Genomic DNA, 17,776 nt, shown 5'->3' on the forward strand with positions numbered 1-17,776 from the left:
GGTGTCAATGGAGTCTCGGGTTTTCCCTGCAAGCGACGCTCTTTATCTTCGAGCGGAAGTGGATGCCAGGCGGCACCGGGAAAAAATCAGACAGCTGATTGCGCAGCGCCTACCGGAGCTAATAACCGAGGAAAACTTTGTCCTGTCCGGCGACCGGCAAAAAGTGCGAGTTCCGCTACCGCTGGTGAAAGAATTTCGTTTCCGTTTCTCCTCGCAGTCGGAAATGCTGGTGGTCGCTGGGGAGGAGGCCGGAGTTCCCGAAGTCTCGGTGCTATCGGGTACGGGAATTCGCGGAGGAGCAGGGGGGGAGCCAGGCTGTGATTACTCGGAGGCGGATATCAGCCTGGAAGAAACTTTAGAGATAGCGATGAAAGAATTATCCTTGCCGCGTTACCAGGGCAAAGGAAGAACGGCTGAGGCGCGAGCGGAGGTTTGGAGCGATTTGCGAACTTACGGGCCGAGTGGTTGCTTGGATCGGCGTCGCACCCTACTTCGGGCTTTGCGGCGGAGGGCCAGGCAAGGGGAGCAAGGAGAGTTCTCGCTGAGGGCGGAGGATTTGTGTTACCGTTGCCTTCGTACCTCGACGGCGTCGGAGCCACGGGCGGTGGTGCTGGCAATGCTTGACACCTCAGGGTCAATGGGACCTTTGGAGAAATACCTGGCCCGCAGTTTTTTCTTCTGGATGGTACGCTTTCTGGAAACTCGCTACCATAACAACGTGGAGATAGTCTATCTTGCACATCATACTGAAGCCAAAGAAACTACTCCCACGGAATTTTTTCGCAAGGGGGAGAGCGGAGGAACGCGCTGTTCTTCGGTTTACGAGCTGGCCTTGGAAATTATCGCTCGGCGCTATCCCCCTGAAGAGTGCAACATTTATGCCTTCCATTTTTCCGACGGTGATAACTTGCCCGCTGATAACGAACGCTGCTTGGAGTTAATTGGGCGACTCGCTGAACTGGCTAACCTGGTCGGTTACGGTGAAATCGAGGGACCCTACTTTTATCCCCACACTCTAAAGTCCGTGTACCAGGGTTTAAGGCATCCTCATCTCGTGGTGGTAACCTTGCGGGAGCGGCGTGATGTTTACCACGCTCTCAAGACTTTTTTTGCCCGCACTTAAGCTCAACGGAGGAGATGGAGCCCAACAGCGTTAAGGTTGGCACAACCGGTTAAAATCATGGCCTGGCGGAGTTCGGAAGTCATCTGCTCCAGTATCAATTTGACTCCCTCGCTTCCTCCGCCAAAGGCCCCGACGACTATGGGGCGTCCCACCAGCACCGCTTTGGCTCCTAGTGCCAACAACTTGAGGGCGTCCACTCCGGAGCGCACCCCTCCGTCGGCTAGAATCAAGATCTGCTCTCCCACCGCTTGGGCTATTTCGGGGAGCACTTCGGCCACTCCCGGGGTATGATCCAGAATCCGACCACCATGGTTGGAGACCACGATGGCGGCCGCGCCGGCTTCTACGGCTAATCTGGCCTCCTCTACCGTCATAATGCCCTTTAGGATGAAAGGGAGGCGGGTGGAGCGAACGAGCTCTTGTAGCTGCTGCACCGTTTTGGGGCCAACTGGTTGGCCTTTAAGGGCCATGGTGATAAGCCCAGCACCGTCTATGTCCACCCCCACCGCCGGGGCTCCGACTGCTTCGGCGCGGCGGAGGCGCTCTATAATGGCTTCCTGAGCGCGAGGCTTGATTATGGGTATGCCCCAGCCTCCTTCTTCCTGGATAGCGGCCAGGCCGGAGTCGAACATAGTGGGGTCGGCACCGTCGCCCGAATATCCCAGGGAGCCAGCCCTTTTGCTTCCACCAATCACCGCGCCGATAAATTCCCGTTCGCTGAGAGCTCCTCCCATATTGTAAGTGGTGCCGGTTATGGGAGCGGCGAGAATGGGGGTCTGGAGCTTCAGGCCGAAGAGAGTCAGGGAGGTGTCCGGGTCGGTAGCGCCGTGAATGGTGCGGAGGTTTAAGCGATAGCGGGCTAGCGCAGCCAGGTTGGCGCGGAAACTGGCTCCACTGCCTACTCCTCCCATGCCCGGAACTTCACCCGCACAGGCTCGGCCATCGCAGACCGGGCAGACGCGGCAATAACCTTTTAGGCGGGCGCGCGCGTTCTCGCGTATTTCACTGAGATCCAAAGTTTCAGTCTCCTTTCTGTGGTGTTTTGTAGGAAATAGAAGTTTATTTCGGCGTTGAGAGCCATCACGGCCGGCCTTCTCAAGGGTTTAAAATTCGCGCGCTCAGTCCCGATTCCTGCCGACAAAAAGCGTCCGGTGAATGTCTTCTACCGGACGCTGTCTTGGGTAACTGTGCACTTCTATTCGGGCTTGATTTCCACTTGATTGGGTCCGGGGCCAGCGGCTTTGGGGATCACAATCTCCAGCACCCCGTCTTTAAAGGTGGCCTTAGCTTTTTCCCGCTCCACCGGCACCGGTAGGGGAATGGTGCGCGAGAAACTGCCGTAAGCTCTTTCGCTACGGTAATAGTTTTTCTCCTTCACCTCTTCTTCTCGCCTTACTTCGCCGGTTATGGTAACTTCGTCGCTGCTGACTAGGATGCGCACGTTTTCTTTGCTCACCCCGGGGAGGTCGGCTCGCAACACGATGTTATTACCTTCTTCCAGCACATCCACCGCCGGGAACCAGAGAACCAACCGCCGCTTGTCACCCCTGAAGGGTCGGGTAAGACGACCCATAAGACGGTTGATTGAGTCTTCCAAGTCTTGAAGCTCGCGCCATGGGTCCCACGGTACTGGACGATCCATCCTCTCAACCTCCCTTGCTGTCCGGATAGTTTGAATGTTTGGCACAAATAGTATACCACAAATTGGAACCTGTATACAAGCAATATCGGGCTCTAAGCTAAAAAGTGGGGAGCAAGAAGGAGGAGGCAGCCTAAGAGCCAAGGGATAATAGTTTTACACACCACAACCCCAAAGGAGGCTCTCGACCGCCTATGAAACAGTCTATAGCGGAATTTCTGGGACTGCAAGGATGGATTATCTACCGGCTTTGGCTTTAAGCATAGACGAGCACAGTTTCAGGGGTCAGGACATGATGATCACCATTACCTGCGTGTGGCCCGAGCGAAGGCTTATCGCCATCTTACCGGATGACCGGCTCAAGACGCTGGAGAAGTTTTTGAAGGAGCTGCCGGCTTCGGTGCGCAGGCGCATCAAGGCGGTGTGCATCGACTTCAAAACTAAGATCAAGCTCTCCAAGCGGATAAGTTACGGTTTTCGGAACCGCAGGGTCTATGTGCGAAAGACGCTCTTGGCTTTTCTTCCCTTGGCTTGGCTAATCTCCTCTCTACACTTCTTGACCTAGAGCCGTAATATCTGGCGTTGTGCGCCTCAACCTCTATTTAACAGGATTCGGCGTGTGCCGGCTGGTGGCGCCTTTCAGTCCCCTTGTCGTCGGGGAAGGTTCTGCAACCCTGATCGCCACCCTGGAGGCAATGGCTGCACTTGCTTTCAGTCCCCTTGTCGTCGGGGAAGGTTCTGCAACCTTGCGGGGAAAGGTGTTGTTGAGCGGCGTGGCGACGTCTTTCAGTCCCCTTGTCGTCGGGGAAGGTTCTGCAACTACCGGTTCGCGCTGGAGGAAGAACTCTTCGCCCTGACGCTTTCAGTCCCCTTGTCGTCGGGGAAGGTTCTGCAACGCCGTCAGTGAGGATTACTTCGCGGTGGATTTGTGCCCTTTCAGTCCCCTTGTCGTCGGGGAAGGTTCTGCAACTCGGCAGTGTTCCTGTAACTGCGCTTCCAACACCGGAGTCTTTCAGTCCCCTTGTCGTCGGGGAAGGTTCTGCAACCCACCTGGGTTAAGTTCAACCGGCGTGCCCTGCGCCTTTCAGTCCCCTTGTCGTCGGGGAAGGTTCTGCAACACCCGCCGGAGTTCAAGGGCAAGTACGAGAGGTACACTTTCAGTCCCCTTGTCGTCGGGGAAGGTTCTGCAACCTCTGCTGCCTCCTGAACCTCCGGCGCCGCTTCGTCACTTTCAGTCCCCTTGTCGTCGGGGAAGGTTCTGCAACTATAAACAAACTGGCCGCAGCTCTTCACTTGCCCCACTTTCAGTCCCCTTGTCGTCGGGGAAGGTTCTGCAACGAGGTGTGGCTTCGGGAGGCCCTGAGCGAGGCTATGGCCCTTTCAGTCCCCTTGTCGTCGGGGAAGGTTCTGCAACGGCTCGATTACCTTCGCGTCCTCCGCCCCGGCGTCGATCTTTCAGTCCCCTTGTCGTCGGGGAAGGTTCTGCAACTTCTCCCCACACCCTGGCCTCGTAGTCGTTCATGGCTTTCAGTCCCCTTGTCGTCGGGGAAGGTTCTGCAACCCGTTCCTCCCTCGTTACACCGGGTCGGGGTAGAAGGACTTTCAGTCCCCTTGTCGTCGGGGAAGGTTCTGCAACCCCATGCACAGCCTGGTACGCAGGCTGCGCGACACCCTCCTTTCAGTCCCCTTGTCGTCGGGGAAGGTTCTGCAACTCACCGTGGCTTCCTGCTGTCCGTCCTTGTACCCCAAGGGTTCTGGCTGCCTGCTGCCTTTTCCAAGAGAACCGATTTTTCGAAAATGACCTTCTTGCACGAAAACCCCGCTCTCTTTCGAAAATTTGCTGGCACCTAAAACCCTTCTCTCCCAAGGACTCCAGCCTTCTACCCCCTTTCAGCACTCCTATTTCCTTGCCATAAACTGGAACAAAACCACCCCATTTTCGAAAAATTCACCTGCCACTCCCTAAGCCAATTCTACATGACGGGCAAAATTCCTTCTTTTTCCCGGGCCCAAACTTAGAATTTATTTTGTTTCCTTAGAAACTTTTTTAAGCCCCAAACAAATGGTTTGCTGTGTTGTTCAGGGTAAAAAGAAAAGGCTGCCCCGCTTCACTTTTGGGGCAGCCCGGCGAAGATGGCGAAGATAGGGTACTTTTAAGCGCTTTGCGCTTCAGCTGCTACCTGAGTTTGACCCGTGATCTGCGCGCGCTCCCTCAAGCGGATGAAATAAAGGGCGAAAGGACGGTAAGCCAGGTGCGACCACTTGGCGAAGGGAACCTCCAATGCTAGCAGAGGCACGGTGAAGGCTAGGTGAAAAGCGAAAGCGTGATAGGTGGGAAGCGGCAAATTGGCTTCCATGAAAATCCGAACCAGTAAGCCGGTGAAGATGGTAGGCCATAGTAATAGTAAGAACATCCAGTCAGTGGAGTGTGAAAACTGGTGGATAGGATCTTTTTTCCGGAGTCGCCCAATGATTGCCTCCGTGGTAGCATAAAGCATGGCGAAGGTTGCGTAAGTCCACAACAGCTTAGGGAAGCTGTACCAAGGAGGTGGGTTGTTGGTAAGCGACCAGTGGGTTATTATATCTACGTTCACCAGCATGAAAGCGACGAAGTAGCCTGACATCAGCAACCAATGTTTAATCCAGCGGCTCTTGTCGGTGCACATCCGGAAGCGAATCTGGCTGAAGAAATGCCAAAGTAAAGTTTTCAGCTCTTCTATATACACCCCGGCAGGTAAAGAGACTTGGTACTGCCCCATAATTGTCTTGTACATGCGGTAAACATTGGACAGCAGCAGCACCGCCAACACCGTACCAAAGATGATACCTACGATGTGAACCGTGTGGTTAGGGGCGAAGGTTGCTAGTTCTACATGGTCGGTGACCATTGGGCCACCGAAAGTGTAGACCACCCATAGGGTGATGGCGAAGAGCAAGCCTACAGAAAACAGCTTCCAAAAAGTAGAAGTGTAGAGCCGGCGCCCCAGTCCTGTCCAGTCGTAAGTGGTGGTGAGATAGCGGCGCAGGGCCATCATAACCTCACCTGGGTTAGCCTGGCGCGGACATAGACGCTGGCAGTCACCGCAATAGTAGCACAGCCAGGGCTCGATGGACTGCTTGATCTTATCCTCCATGCCCAGTTGGACGTAGCGCATGAAGCGGCGCGGAAACTGGTAATCATTGGTGGATAGCGGACACACCACGGTGCAGTTGCCGCAGTGGAAGCATTGGGTGGCCGATTGCCCCCCGTACTTCTTGAGCTTCCGGTAAAAGTCAGCACTTACCTTTACCGCCACACGTTTTCCCTCCCGTTATCGCGTATTTAGGGCGGGATACCCGCCGGGCAAGCACCGGCAGGCATCCTATTGCGCCCTTAGAAGCCCTTGTAAGGGTTGGGTCCGACTTCTTCCAAGCGCTTGGCGAAATCATCAATGATTTCGGGTAGCTTGTGATAATCCATAATCTCTACCTGAACCATGCGCACCCGATCCGATTCCAGCGCCAGGCGATCCAGTGTTTCCTTGATTTTGGAGAGGCGGTAATTGCAAAGTTCGCTTCCCTTGACAAAATGGCACTGGTAATCCTCACCGTGCTTGCAGCCCAGAAGCAGCACGCCATCGATGCCCTTAGCCAGAGCATCGGCTACCCAGATGAGGTTCATCGAGCCCAGGCACCGCAAAGGAATCACTCGGATCCACGGGCTTAGTTGCAGGCCTTTGCTGCCTGCCATATCCAGAGCGGGGTAGGCGTCGTTTTCGCAAGCAAAGACCACGATCCTGGGCTTTTCTTCATCCTCCTCCGGCACTTCGATGGCTTTGACCATGTTTCCGAGCATGTTGACGTTGTAATTCTTGAAGGATATGGCCCGCTGCGGGCAAGCACCCATGCAAGTAGCGCAACGGCGGCAGCGGGTCGGGTTGGGAAGCGGGTTGGCTTTTTCGTCCTCGTTGATGGCACCAAATGGACATTCCACCGTGCAGCGCTTACACTGAGTGCATTGGCTAAGATTGAATTCGGGATAGGAGGTGTCCAGCGAGCGAGGATGCACGGCCATCCCTTGGGCAGTGAGCTCCACACATTGAATAGCTTTTAAGGCTGCGCCAGTAGCATCTACGATGGTGGTGCGCATATCCATAGGAGCTCGCACCGTGCCAGCCGCGTAGATGCCTGTGCGCCTGGTTTCGTAGGGGAAGCAAATGAAGTGCGAGTCGGGGAAGCCATATTTAAGGGTCGGGAGCTCGGGTCCTTGCCGGTATTCTAGGTTCAACAAGTCGCAATTGAAGTAGATATCGGGGCGCACCACCGGTTCGTCTTCTTTCTTGCTCTTTTCCTCTTCTTCTGCGCCTACCACGATCATCTCGCCCAGCGCTGTGGTCGGTACCATACCGGTAGCCAGCACCACCAGATCTAGATCTTCCACAATTACGTCTTCGTTGACTAGCAAGTCCTTGGCCTGGATTACGAGACGCTGGCTGTCCCCGTCGATTGAAGTGTGGTCGCTGCGGAAGAAGACGACCCCTTCTTCCTGTACCCTCTGGTAGAGGTACTCGTGCTGGCCCGGAGCTCGTAGATCCCGATAGAAGATGTATACCGCTGCATCGGGGTCCATTTCTTTGATGTAAAGGGCTTGGCGCAAGGAGTCGACGCAACAACTGGCCGAGCAATAGGGGAGATGCTCCGGATCGCGGGAGCCGGCGCATAGGATAAAGGCGATATTCTTAGCCGGCTTGCCATCGGAGGGACGAGTCAGCTTACCTTGCCGGGCCATAGCCTCCAGCGCATCGGTGGTGATAACGTTGGGGAATCGGCCATACCCCAAATGCTCTAGCTTGCTGGCATCGTAGGGAATCGCGCCGGTCGCTAAAACGATGGCTCCTACCCGTTCGGTTACCACGTTTCCCTTAGTTTGAATGGTGGCGTCGAAAAGGCCAGGGCCTCCGGTTATTTTTTCTACCTTAGCCCCAGTGTAAATTTTAATGTTAGGGTTAGACTCCGCAGCCTCAATGCGCTTTCTAATATCCGGTTCTTCCAAGCGATTGTAAGGGGGGTTCAGGGTTACCTGCTTGTAAAGCCCGGCCGCCCAGCCACCCAATTGCTCGTTCTTTTCCACCAAGATTACAGGGTAGCCAGCTTTGGCCGACTCTAGGGCCGCCGTCAGCCCTGCTAAACCTCCCCCTATGACCATAATGGTTTTGCTTATTTCTTCCTCCGGTTTATAGGGGTCGGGGAGCTGGGCGTCTTTGGCCTTGACGATGCTCATGCGAAGCTGGTCTTCGGCTAGCATCTGGGTGTCTTCGTCTCCCGGAGGGTGAGCCCAGATGCCTTGTTCCCGCAGGTTAACTCTTTCTACGATCACGTTGGGGCCGAAGTCGAAAACTTCGGTGTTAACCCGTGGAGAGCACCCGGCTATTACTACGCCATCTACGCCCTCTTTTTCGATATCTTCTTGAATGAGGTGGCGCCCTTCGGCAGAACAAAGCGTGGAATGAGTCTTGACGATCTCAATTTTGTACTCCTTGCTGGCTACTTTGGCTAAAGCCTCCATATTTAAGCTTTCGCCCAGGTTGCATCCGGAACAGAGATAAACGGCTACTTTTTTCGCCACAGCAACTTACCTCCCCCTTATGGACTGAAGCGCCCGCAGGGCGGCCGCGGTAGCTTCTTGCACGGCAGCGGCCACTTCCACCGGTCTAACCGCGCAACCGGCACCGTAGATCCCCGGCGTCTGGTTTAGCACAAACCCGTCGTTATCTAAAGGAGCGCTTGGTGGTGGGTTGACGCGAGCGGTGGGCATCATGCCGGTGGCTAACACCACCAGGTCGAAGGGTTCTTCTAGAATCTGCCCTTCGCTCTGATCTTCCACCTTTAGGATCAAGTTCTTGGTGGCAGGGTCTTCGCTTATCTCTCCCACCTTGCCCTTTACAAACTTGATGTTGGCTTCGTTTTTGGCCCGGAGGTAGAAATCTTCGTAGCGCCCCAGCGCCCGGATGTCAATGAAGAAGAAGGTTACCTCAGCTTCGGGGTCGCGCTCTTTGACATACAGGGCCTGCTTGAGCGAGGCTAGGCAGCAGATCGTAGAGCAGTAGGGAAGATGGTTTTGATCGCGCGAACCCGCGCATTGCACAAAGGCGATTCGCTTCGGAGCTTGGCCATCGGAAGGGCGCAAAATCTGCCCGTTAGTGGGGCCATCCTTGCTGGCCATTCTCTCCATCATGACATTGTTGATAACGTTGGAGAATTGACCCGAACCGTACTGTTCTAATTTGGTTACGTCGTAGGGGTCCCAGCCGGTAGCCCAGATTATGGCCCCCACCTGCAAGGTGATAGTTTCTGGCTGCATGTTAAGGTCCACGGCGTTAACAGGACATACCTCCGCGCACTTATTGCAGGAAGTTCCTCGGCAGGCCCCCATATCTATAACATATTTATAGGGGAAAGCGAATATGTGGGGAAGATAAATGGCTTTGGTAGTATCCATGTTGTAGTTGAACTCGTTTGGCCTTTCAGCTGGACACACTTCCACGCATTTGCCACAAGCGGTACAGGTAGCGTTGACGTAGCGAGGATTTACCTTTACCTTGACCTCGAAATTGCCTTCTTCGCCCTTAACTTCTTCTACCTGCGACAGGGTGTAAACGTGGATGCGGGGGTTGTTTTTGATGCGTTTGAAGTTAATTTCTAGGCCGCAGTTTGGGGGGCATAGTTTTGGGAAATACTGATTTAACTGGGTCACCCTTCCGCCCAGGTAGGGGCGTTTTTCTACCAGGTAGACCTCTGCCTGGCTGGCTTCGGCCACTTCGACGGCAGCGGTGATACCGCTAATACCGCCGCCTACTACCAGCACATTTTGGCTACCCACGTCTTATCACCGTCCCTCTTTGCATTACATTTCCTCCTCTGTAGAAGCAGTATTGCGCCCTTTCGCTTAGGTTAAATTCGACGTGAACCAGCCTTTCTCCTGCTGTGAAGCCGGAAAAAGTGATAGTGGGTCTTAGTGCAATATAGCCATAGAGTAAAAGGGAGTGGCCTAATAAACTGCCACTCCCTATCCGCTTCCGCGGGACGATCAGCTCTAAGGAATGATATTGTGGACGGGACGCTTGATGATAGACCACTCGCCCGAATTGGGGTCCCACCGCAGGTTGACGAAGCACTTCCAGTTCTGCTCGTCCATCTTGGGGCAATCGGTGCGGTAGTAGTAACCGGGCCAACGGGTCTCCTCCCGATAGAGCATGGTCCGCACGTGCGCTTCCGCCTGCACGGTGCGCTGCACGTTCTCGCATACCCGCATCAGTTCGTGCAGATCACGCGCGATCATCTTTTCGCCGTCCTCTTTCAGCCACTGCAGGAGCTGCAGCGCCTGCTCCAATTTGTACTTGTTGGTGGTGAAGGCGGAACCCCAGCCGCCAGCGTACTCGTCCATGATCTTCTGCAGGCGGAAGAGGTACTGCCGCGGCACAATATAGTTGGGGTTGACCTCCGGAGTGGTAGCGTAGTCTTTATGCTGCTCGAAAATTTCGAAGGGGCGTAGCACCCACTTCTTGAATTCCTCCACCTTGGCAGCGTCCACGTTGGGTTGGGTGTTGTTCTCCAGAATAAACTTGATGGCTGCCTTGGCAGCTATGCGACCTTCGGTGAAGGAGCCAGAAGAGAACTTGTGCGGGGAGGCGCCAGAAGCGTCGCCGGCCGCGAACAGACCCTTTACCGTGGTCATGTTGCAGTAGCCCCAGCAGTAATCCTTCTTGGACTCCTCGGTCTGCACATCCTCCGGACCGGAAACCCAAGCGCCAGAAGCGCCGGAGTGGGAGCCGATGAAGTAGGGCTCAGCAGCAGCGATCTCCGACGGCTTTTGCTCCGGACGGATGTTCATGGCTGCCCAGAGGTTGGCTTGGGCAATGGTCATGTCGAGGAAGTCTTCCCATGCTTCGCTCTCCAGCTGCTTCATTTTCTTCTTGAAGGCCTTCTCGTCGTCTTTGTAAGCTGCCGCTAGGTTAGCGATAGCCTCTTCGGTCCGCATCAGAAGCGGATCCTTGCCTTCCCACACCTCCAGCATTCCCTGGTAGTTACGCAGGTTGGCCGGTAGAGGCTTAGCGGAAGCGTAGGGCTCCCACGGCTGGAGCTCTTTTTTGCGGGTGACGGTGTACTCCTCGCCCGTAGTAGTGGTAGCGCGGGACTTGAAGAGCAAGAACCACGCGCCCACCGGGCCGTACGCGTCTTTGAAGCGCACAGGAATGAAACGCACTTCCTGGCAGGTCTGCTCCGCGCCCGCACGGGTGGTGAAGTAGAGGCTGGCGCCGGAGTTAAACGGCGGATACCAGGAACGACCGAAACCTTCGCCCTGGGAGCGGGGACGGAACACGTGCACCGCGCCACCCATGTTACAGAGAACGGCCTTAGCCTTAAAAACGTAGATCTTATACTCGCGGGTGCTAAAGCCCACCGCGCCTGCGATCCGGTCGCCGTCGAGCAGCGGCTCCATAATGAATACGCGCTCGTAGATCTCGCCCTTGTCACCGAGTTCCTTGAGCGCGTTCTTGGCCGCCTCAGCTACCAGGATCTTATAGGACTCTCCGCTTATCATCACCTGCCAGTTGCCAGAGCGGATGGGCTTGCCCTCTTCGTCACGCCAGATGGGTAGTCCCCACTTCTCAAACAGGTGAACGGTGGAGTCTACGTGCCGCCCGATGTTGTACACCACGTCCTCGCGGCAGATTCCCATAAGGTCGTTGCGAACGTAGCGGACAAAATCTTCCGGTGTCCGCTCGCCGCCCTTCATGTTCAGGTAAAGGTTGATGGCGGAGAGACCCATAGCCACGGCGCCACTCCGGTCGAGGGCCGCTTTGTCCACCACCGTTACCTTGAGGCCGTGCTTCTTGGCCCAGTGGGCAGCTTCCACAGCGGCACCACAACCGGCCATACCGCCGCCTAGAATCAAGAGGTCGGTAGTAACTTCTACCGTTTCAAAATTCGGTACCGGCATTCTTCCTGACCTCCTTTGCGTTACTTCTTTAGAGTGGGTACGTCAACCCCGGTGGATTCGGGCTCCGTGAAAAGATAGATGCTGTCCAGATCGTCCTTGCCTACGCCGTAACCACCATCAGGCTGGGCAGAACCCTCGGGAGTGGTGCGAATAGGGAACTTAAAGCGCTTGATTTCACCATCTCGGAACTGCACCGTCCACATGATGTCCTGGGAACCACGGAGAGGGATGCACTTGGAGCCCATGGGCACGAAGTCAGCGTAACCTCTCAGGTCGATAGCTTGCTGGGGGCAGATCTTGCCGCAGCACAGGCACTCCCAGCACATCTGTGGGTCGCGCTGATAGGCTTTCATACGCTCCTTGTCGAGCACCATGAGGTCATTGGGGCAGATGTACATGCAGGCTGTTTTGTCTTGACCTTTGCAGCCATCGCACTTCTCTGTGATTACATAGGCGGGCATGACTCAACCTCCTTTTCAACCATAATCGCTTTGGTTCCATTAGTTACCTGGCTAACTAGAAATTGCGCCCTTACAGTCGCCTCATCACCACCTCCTCAAGGCTAGTTCTTGGCAGCTCGGACTTTGTGTTTGTGGTTATTTTAACAAGGACAATGACCTATGTCAAGCGATCAAAATTAAAGATTAACCGAGCCTTTATGAGTTATTTTGCACCAAAGGCTCACTAGCGCACCAAATTGTGCAAATTGCGCTGAATTGCTTGAAGTCTTTTTACCCGCTCAATGGTGGGCGGGTGTGTACTAAAGAGCGAGGCCAGGACTTGGCCCCGGAGGGGGTTTACGATGAACATATGGGAAGCAGATGGATTTACATCCATAGGTATCTGCTGAGCTGCTTTCTCAAGCTTTAACAGGGCGCTGATTAGCCCGTCGGCCCGGCCTGCGATACGGGCACCGGTAGCATCGGCTTGGAATTCGGCGGCTCGGGAGATGGCCATTTGAATAATGAGAGCGGCCAATGGCGCTACTAGAGCCAGCACCAGAGCGGCGATAGGGTTAAAACCTCCCTCTTCATCGCTGCGGTAACCGCCGAGTAAAAAGCCCCATTTGATAACGCTGGCGATAAAAGTAATAGCTCCTGCTAGGGTGGCGGCGATGGTAGATATGAGTGTGTCGCGATTTTTAATGTGCGATAGCTCATGCGCAAGGACCCCTTCGAGTTCGGTCTGGTTCATGTAGCGCAATAAACCTTCAGTCACTGCCACCGCGGCGTGCTGCGGGTTACGGCCAGTAGCGAAAGCGTTGGGCTGAGATGACGGGGTAAGATAAATTCTGGGTGGGGGCAGCTCGGCGCGCCGGCAGAGCCTTTCCACGATGGCGTAGAGCTCGGGAGCTTCGGCTCGGCTGAGCGGGCGCGAATGGGTCATGGCCAGGGCTATTTTGTCGCTGTAATAGTAGCTGAAAAAGTTCATGGCTAGTGCAATTAGAAAAAAGAAAAAAGCTCCTCCAGCGCCGCCTACGTAGCGGCCGATAAGAACGAGAATGGCGGTGAGCAGCGACATCAACACCACCATGCGCACGCGGTTCATGGTTTGGTATCCCTCCCAGCGCAGTTCTTTATTGAGCGCTTTCCATAAAATTATGGCATAGATAGGCGAGGCAAGCAAGTGCTCCGGGAATGCCCGGGGATATCAGGGGGTAGAGGTGTCCGGTGGAGACCACGATGCGGTTGAACGGGAGCTTCTTGTAGAAGTTGTGCGTGATGCGGTTGAAATACCGGTGCGTTCCCTGCGAGTCAAAGAGATAGGCATTCGCATGGCGGTAGGGGCTACAGATATTATACGGCGCGGCGGGCAGTGGCGCTTAATCCGTCTGAAGCCCTGCACTTCGAATAGCTGTTGGTCATAAAGTTTTAAGCTTTCCGCCATAATTACGTCACAATTACGCGGTAAGCTAACCTTGTGAAAGGAGGTGAGAAGATGTGGCGTAACCGGAAAGTCCTTCTGGTTTTGAGCTTGGCGCTGATCCTGGCGGTGGCCGTGCCTATCCTGGCTCAGGCGGCGACTGGCAAGGCCAGGAGTCAAGGAACCACGGAACGCCGCTTCAACCTGGTTCAGGCGCTTGGCTTGACTCCAGAGCAGCTATCTCAGATACGAGATTTGCAGCAGCAAAATTACAACCAGACCCGCGATCTGCGTATCAAGCTAATGGACGCCAATTTTGAGTTGCGGCAGCTGCGCTGGCAGGTTAATCCGGATCAGGCGGCTATTAAAGCCAAGCTGGCAGAGATCAAGCAAATCCGGGATCAACTGCGCCAGGCTGATCGCGAACTCCGCGATAAAATGGAGGCCCTGCTGACGCCGGAGCAGAGGCAAAAGTTGCAGTCCTGGCGGGAGGACCACCGCAAAAATCCGCGGGAGGCCAAAAAGGAATTCGGCGGGGCCCGGGGTGGAGCGGCACCGATGGCTCCAGGGCCATCGCTGTAACCCACAAAATAGAAGAGGGGCTTAAGCCCCTCTTCTATTTTGTGTGCCCGGTATGGGCGTTGTCCATAGAGTGAAAGTCATACAGTACCGTGAACTGGTGGTGTGGGAGGACGGGGTTAGCTGCTCCCTCCTACTCGATTCTCTTCTGTACCTGAGGAGGTAATTGGTACGAATACGCGGAAGAAACTCCCTTTTCCTAGCTGACTTTCCGCCTCTACTTTGCCTCCGTGAAGTTCCACGATCTGCTTCACAAGGGCCAGCCCTAAGCCGCTTCCTCCTGTGCTGCGAGTGCGAGATTTATCGCCGCGATAAAACTTTTCCCAGATGAAGGGGAGTTCTTCGGGGGGAATACCTGGGCCGTTGTCCTTGACCATCAAAAGCGCCCCCTTATCTACCGGTTGGAGGCTGAGGCTCACTTCGCCACCGGGAGGAGTAAAACGGAAGGCATTGTCCAGTAAATTGATAACGACCTGGCGCAAGCGATCGGCATCACCCCAAATCGGTGGTACGGGGTGGATATCGACCTTAAAGCTATGGTTTTGGTTCCGGCGGAAGCGAGAGGCCACCTGCTCGGCTATCTCGGCCAGATCCACCAATTCGCGTTGTAGCTCCATGACTCCCGTTTCCAGGCGGCGTAAGTCTAGGAGTTCATCGGTTAATCGCTTCAAGCGCTCTGCTTCCTCATGTACCGCTTGGAGGTATTGCTTAGTCTCTTCCGGGTTGGTCATGCCGTCCAAGATGGCTTCGGTGTAACCCTGGATGATGCTTAAAGGCGTTCGTAGTTCGTGGGATACGGCCGCCACGAAATCTCTGCGGGCAGTATCCATGCGTTGCAATTTTTTCAGGTGTTTTTCTAATTCGGCTGCCAATTGGTTGAGTGAAGTGGCTAAGCGGGCCACTTCGTCTTCTCCGGTTACCATTGCGCGGGCCGCATAGTTGCCGGCAGCCATGGCCTTAGCCACCTTTTCAATGATTACCAGGCGGCGGCTGAAATGGCGGGCCACGAAAAGGCTAAGCATCCCGGCCAGCATGGCTCCGCTTAGCAAAGCCAGCAGGAGGGTCATCTCCAGTCCTTTGACCCGAGCTTCCAGCGGAGCTATAGGAGCATAAATAAAAACTCCTCCCGAGATTCCTTGCTCGGTTCTGATAGGGACTCCCACCCAGAGAAAACGAATGCCCTCCAGAGAGGGACGACTTCCTTCGCGCTGCACCACTTGGCCAGCCAGGACACTATTCACATCCTCTCCTGTTACCAGCATCCCTTTGGTAAAGTAGCGTCCAGTTCCCCACCAGTGCTGCACCCGCCCGGAAGCGTTGACCACCAGCACATTAGCTTGCAGCATCTGGTTTAAGAAGCTTACGCGATCCCTCAGCACCTGGGGGGGAGCGTCCTGAGCCAGGAGGTCGGCTAGTTTTTCCGCCTCGGCCACCATGCGGTGGGTTTCGAAGCGGTAGTAGCTCCACTTGATTACTTGGGCTTGACTGAGTCCTAATAGTCCTAGAACCAAGGATATTAATAACAACATGCTAAGCCACAGTTTAACCGCTATGCTTTGCATGAGGCGCCTCCACCTTATAGCCTACACCCCAGACGGTGACGATGAGCGAGGAGCTTCCCATCTGGCTGAGTTTTTCCCTGAGGCGGGCGATGTGGGTATCAACTGTGCGGCTGTCACCGCAAAAATCGTAGCCCCAGACCAGATCTAGGAGTTCCTCGCGGCGAAAGACTCTACCGGGAAAACGCGCCATAGTAAATAGTAAATCAAACTCTTTGGGAGTGAGTGATAGTGGCTTATCTCCTATCAGGACCCGGCGGGATTCGGGCTCAATGGTGAGTTCACTTAACTGCAGCCGCTGCTGGTTATCGGGGAAAGCGCGGGTGCGTCGGAGTACTGCTTTAACGCGGGCTACCACTTCGCGAGGGCTAAAGGGTTTGACGATATAATCGTCGGCCCCCAGCTCCAGTCCCACAACGCGATCCACCTCACCGCCCCGGGCAGTCAGCATCAGGATGGGCACCTGGGAGTGTTTGCGGATCTCCCGGCACACTTCCCAACCGTCCTTTCCTGGTAGCATCAAATCCAGAATAATCAAATCCCACGGTTGTTGGTTCACCTGCTCTATGGCTTCTTGGCCATCGGCGGCTTCTCCCACCTTGAAGCCTTCAGCCAGCAGATATTTACGCAAGATCTCCCGAATGCGCTGCTCGTCGTCTACGACCAGGATGCGTATGCCATCGAACACGGGAGACATCGAACTCCCCTCCTTAATTCCCGCCTTAGAAAATCCTTTGCTTATTAAAATTTTAACGCTTTTTGCTTGCGATGGCAGTTATGACTTTGTAAACGAAGCAGGAAAAGGCGACTGGGGGGGGAATATATTAAGGTAAGGCAAGGGGGCAAGGAGGTCATGACCATTATCAGTAAAGAAGAGCGACTCTTTCTGCCCTGTCCTTGTGGCAGTCAACAGCCTTACATCGATTGCTGCGGCAGCAAGGTGGTCCAGATAGGAGCTCTCCGCGCTTCCCGGCTAGCTCAGGGTCTTAAGCGCAAGCTTAGCCACTTCGCCCAGCACCCTGCCTTTACGGAGGCGGCGGTATGGGCCCAGCACCTATATTTTAGTGAACTGGCCGGTTCGCTGCTCTCTTTAGACGAGGACTTCGTTGGGGAGCGTTGTTTCGAGTGGTTTATCTTCGATTTTCCGGTGGCGGGGGAGCACACGGTGCTGGAGCTCTTCTCGCGCCTTTACCGGGAGGAGCTAACTCGCGAGGAGCAGGAGTTGATCCGGGACTGGCGGCGGGCTCCCAATTCATTTTACGAGATAAAGGCGGTGGGCAAAGATAGAATCCTCCTGCAAGACTTGTTCAAGCGGGGGAAAAAATATATAGCTCGGGGTTTTGCCAAGGGCTCGGAGTTGACCAAAGGAACTATATTATACTTGCGCCTGCTGCGGGTGGGAGGAGAATACGAGTTTTCTACGGCTGCTCTTTCTTTGGCCGCCGAAGCCAAACCGGTCATCCGATCTTGGATTGGCCAGGATTACCAGGCTTACAAGGAGGCGCGCGGGCAAAAGCGCTTTGCTTGGTCGGACTATCTGCGCGAGCGCTCTCACCGGATAATGGCTTGGGCTTCCTTCCTTAGCTCTGGTCGGGACGAAAGGCGGGCTGAGCAGGAAGGGGCCTGGGGGGAGAAGTTGGATCGATTGCTCGTGCAGTTGGAGGAGCAGCTCTTGCAGCGATTGCTGTTGCTCCGCAATCAGGAGGAAGCGAAAGAACATCCCGAGGATTCGGTGTGGGGAAGGCCGGAATATGCTGAGGTAGCCCGCGTGGTAGCTCAGGACTTGCAGGCGCGGGGCTCTGGTCCTCAGGTGGACAGAGCGCTAGCGCTGTGGCATCGGTTTTGTTTGTTGGCCCGTCCCACCATTCGTAAAACGGCGGTCTGGGCTGCCGCCTTGGTGTACGCGATTCACCGGCTGGAGGGTAACCGCAACGTTAATCAGCAGCGCGTGGCGGATGAATATGGGGTTTCGGTCTCTTCCGTTTCAGTAAAATACCGGTTGCTCTGCCGCTCTTTGGGATTAGAGTAGGGGG

The 17,776-nt window shown here is 55.1% G+C and carries 14 protein-coding genes and 1 CRISPR repeat array; of the genes, 4 read left to right on the plus strand and 10 right to left on the minus strand.

The genetic code is table 11. The features are described from left to right. Positions 1–7 precede the first annotated feature (7 nt). Positions 8–1,123 carry a DUF444 family protein gene (locus ACTLLP_RS02510; protein ID WP_441060430.1) on the plus strand — a complete coding sequence of 372 codons (1,116 nt, stop codon included), beginning with the start codon at positions 8–10 and terminating at the stop codon, positions 1,121–1,123. Positions 1,124–1,125: 2 nt separating this feature from the next. On the opposite strand, the gene ACTLLP_RS02515 is transcribed toward ACTLLP_RS02510, so the two are convergent. Further along, entirely contained in the window at positions 1,126–2,139 is a 1,014-nt protein-coding gene (locus ACTLLP_RS02515) for an alpha-hydroxy-acid oxidizing protein (RefSeq protein ID WP_441060432.1), read from the minus strand. Positions 2,140–2,318: 179 nt separating this feature from the next. Further along, on the minus strand, positions 2,319–2,765 hold the full coding sequence (locus ACTLLP_RS02520; RefSeq protein ID WP_441060434.1) for an Hsp20/alpha crystallin family protein: 447 nt from the start codon (positions 2,763–2,765) through the stop codon (positions 2,319–2,321). A 229-nt stretch (positions 2,766–2,994) separates the two neighbouring features. On the opposite strand from ACTLLP_RS02520, the gene ACTLLP_RS02525 reads away from it, so the two are divergent. After that, positions 2,995–3,327 carry a transposase gene (locus ACTLLP_RS02525; RefSeq protein ID WP_441060436.1) on the plus strand — a complete coding sequence of 111 codons (333 nt, stop codon included), beginning with the start codon at positions 2,995–2,997 and terminating at the stop codon, positions 3,325–3,327. Positions 3,328–3,398: 71 nt separating this feature from the next. After that, a CRISPR array of direct repeats spans positions 3,399–4,474; the repeat unit is 37 nt; unit sequence CTTTCAGTCCCCTTGTCGTCGGGGAAGGTTCTGCAAC. A gap of 441 nt (positions 4,475–4,915) precedes the next feature. Here the strand turns inward: ACTLLP_RS02525 and ACTLLP_RS02530 are convergent. The 6 genes from ACTLLP_RS02530 to ACTLLP_RS02555 all read right to left on the minus strand — a co-directional run bounded on the left by ACTLLP_RS02530 (position 4,916) and on the right by ACTLLP_RS02555 (position 13,290). After that, positions 4,916–6,058, minus strand: a complete 1,143-nt coding sequence (locus ACTLLP_RS02530; RefSeq protein ID WP_441060438.1) for a 4Fe-4S dicluster domain-containing protein — start codon at positions 6,056–6,058, stop codon at positions 4,916–4,918. Between the two features lie 77 nt (positions 6,059–6,135). After that, positions 6,136–8,367 carry a hydrogenase iron-sulfur subunit gene (locus ACTLLP_RS02535; protein WP_441060439.1) on the minus strand — a complete coding sequence of 744 codons (2,232 nt, stop codon included), beginning with the start codon at positions 8,365–8,367 and terminating at the stop codon, positions 6,136–6,138. Between the two features lie 6 nt (positions 8,368–8,373). Then, on the minus strand, positions 8,374–9,606 hold the full coding sequence (locus ACTLLP_RS02540) for an NAD(P)-binding protein (protein ID WP_441060441.1): 1,233 nt from the start codon (positions 9,604–9,606) through the stop codon (positions 8,374–8,376). 228 nt (positions 9,607–9,834) lie between these two features. Then, on the minus strand, positions 9,835–11,742 hold the full coding sequence (aprA, locus tag ACTLLP_RS02545; protein WP_441060442.1) for an adenylyl-sulfate reductase subunit alpha: 1,908 nt from the start codon (positions 11,740–11,742) through the stop codon (positions 9,835–9,837). A 20-nt stretch (positions 11,743–11,762) separates the two neighbouring features. Then, a complete protein-coding gene (gene aprB, locus ACTLLP_RS02550; RefSeq protein ID WP_441060444.1) occupies positions 11,763–12,203 on the minus strand; it encodes an adenylyl-sulfate reductase subunit beta in 441 nt (146 codons plus the stop codon). 223 nt (positions 12,204–12,426) lie between these two features. Continuing rightward, positions 12,427–13,290: a zinc metalloprotease HtpX gene (locus ACTLLP_RS02555; RefSeq protein WP_441060446.1), complete on the minus strand. Its 864-nt coding sequence runs from the start codon at positions 13,288–13,290 to the stop codon at positions 12,427–12,429. A 390-nt stretch (positions 13,291–13,680) separates the two neighbouring features. On the opposite strand from ACTLLP_RS02555, the gene ACTLLP_RS02560 reads away from it, so the two are divergent. Continuing rightward, on the plus strand, positions 13,681–14,187 hold the full coding sequence (locus ACTLLP_RS02560; RefSeq protein WP_441060447.1) for a Spy/CpxP family protein refolding chaperone: 507 nt from the start codon (positions 13,681–13,683) through the stop codon (positions 14,185–14,187). Positions 14,188–14,303: 116 nt separating this feature from the next. Here the strand turns inward: ACTLLP_RS02560 and ACTLLP_RS02565 are convergent, their stop codons facing one another. Both ACTLLP_RS02565 and ACTLLP_RS02570 read right to left on the minus strand, forming a co-directional pair. After that, positions 14,304–15,746, minus strand: coding sequence for a sensor histidine kinase (locus tag ACTLLP_RS02565; protein WP_441060449.1), 1,443 nt, complete (start codon positions 15,744–15,746; stop codon positions 14,304–14,306). Further along, entirely contained in the window at positions 15,727–16,440 is a 714-nt protein-coding gene (locus ACTLLP_RS02570; protein ID WP_441060451.1) for a response regulator transcription factor, read from the minus strand. Before ACTLLP_RS02570 ends, ACTLLP_RS02565 begins: the two co-directional genes overlap by 20 nt. A gap of 156 nt (positions 16,441–16,596) precedes the next feature. Between ACTLLP_RS02570 and ACTLLP_RS02575 the strand changes: the two genes are divergently transcribed. Then, positions 16,597–17,772, plus strand: a complete 1,176-nt coding sequence (locus tag ACTLLP_RS02575; RefSeq protein ID WP_441060453.1) for a DUF7986 domain-containing protein — start codon at positions 16,597–16,599, stop codon at positions 17,770–17,772. Positions 17,773–17,776: the final 4 nt, after the last annotated feature.

This window comes from Desulfothermobacter acidiphilus (genome assembly GCF_052073645.1).
GTDB classification, from domain to species: domain Bacteria; phylum Bacillota; class Desulfotomaculia; order Desulfotomaculales; family Ammonificaceae; genus Desulfothermobacter; species Desulfothermobacter acidiphilus.

Bases quoted from the DNA above. Each gene is read 5' to 3' on its own strand.
- ACTLLP_RS02510 (WP_441060430.1), top strand. From the start codon at position 8: ATGGAGTCTCGGGTTTTCCCTGCAAGCGACGCTCTTTATCTTCGAGCG.
- ACTLLP_RS02520 (WP_441060434.1), bottom strand. From the start codon at position 2,765: ATGGATCGTCCAGTACCGTGGGACCCATGGCGCGAGCTTCAAGACTTG.
- ACTLLP_RS02525 (WP_441060436.1), top strand. From the start codon at position 2,995: ATGGATTATCTACCGGCTTTGGCTTTAAGCATAGACGAGCACAGTTTC.
- aprA (WP_441060442.1), bottom strand. From the start codon at position 11,742: ATGCCGGTACCGAATTTTGAAACGGTAGAAGTTACTACCGACCTCTTG.
- aprB (WP_441060444.1), bottom strand. From the start codon at position 12,203: ATGCCCGCCTATGTAATCACAGAGAAGTGCGATGGCTGCAAAGGTCAA.
- ACTLLP_RS02555 (WP_441060446.1), bottom strand. From the start codon at position 13,290: ATGAACCGCGTGCGCATGGTGGTGTTGATGTCGCTGCTCACCGCCATT.
- ACTLLP_RS02560 (WP_441060447.1), top strand. From the start codon at position 13,681: ATGTGGCGTAACCGGAAAGTCCTTCTGGTTTTGAGCTTGGCGCTGATC.
- ACTLLP_RS02565 (WP_441060449.1), bottom strand. From the start codon at position 15,746: ATGCAAAGCATAGCGGTTAAACTGTGGCTTAGCATGTTGTTATTAATA.
- ACTLLP_RS02570 (WP_441060451.1), bottom strand. From the start codon at position 16,440: ATGTCTCCCGTGTTCGATGGCATACGCATCCTGGTCGTAGACGACGAG.
- ACTLLP_RS02575 (WP_441060453.1), top strand. From the start codon at position 16,597: ATGACCATTATCAGTAAAGAAGAGCGACTCTTTCTGCCCTGTCCTTGT.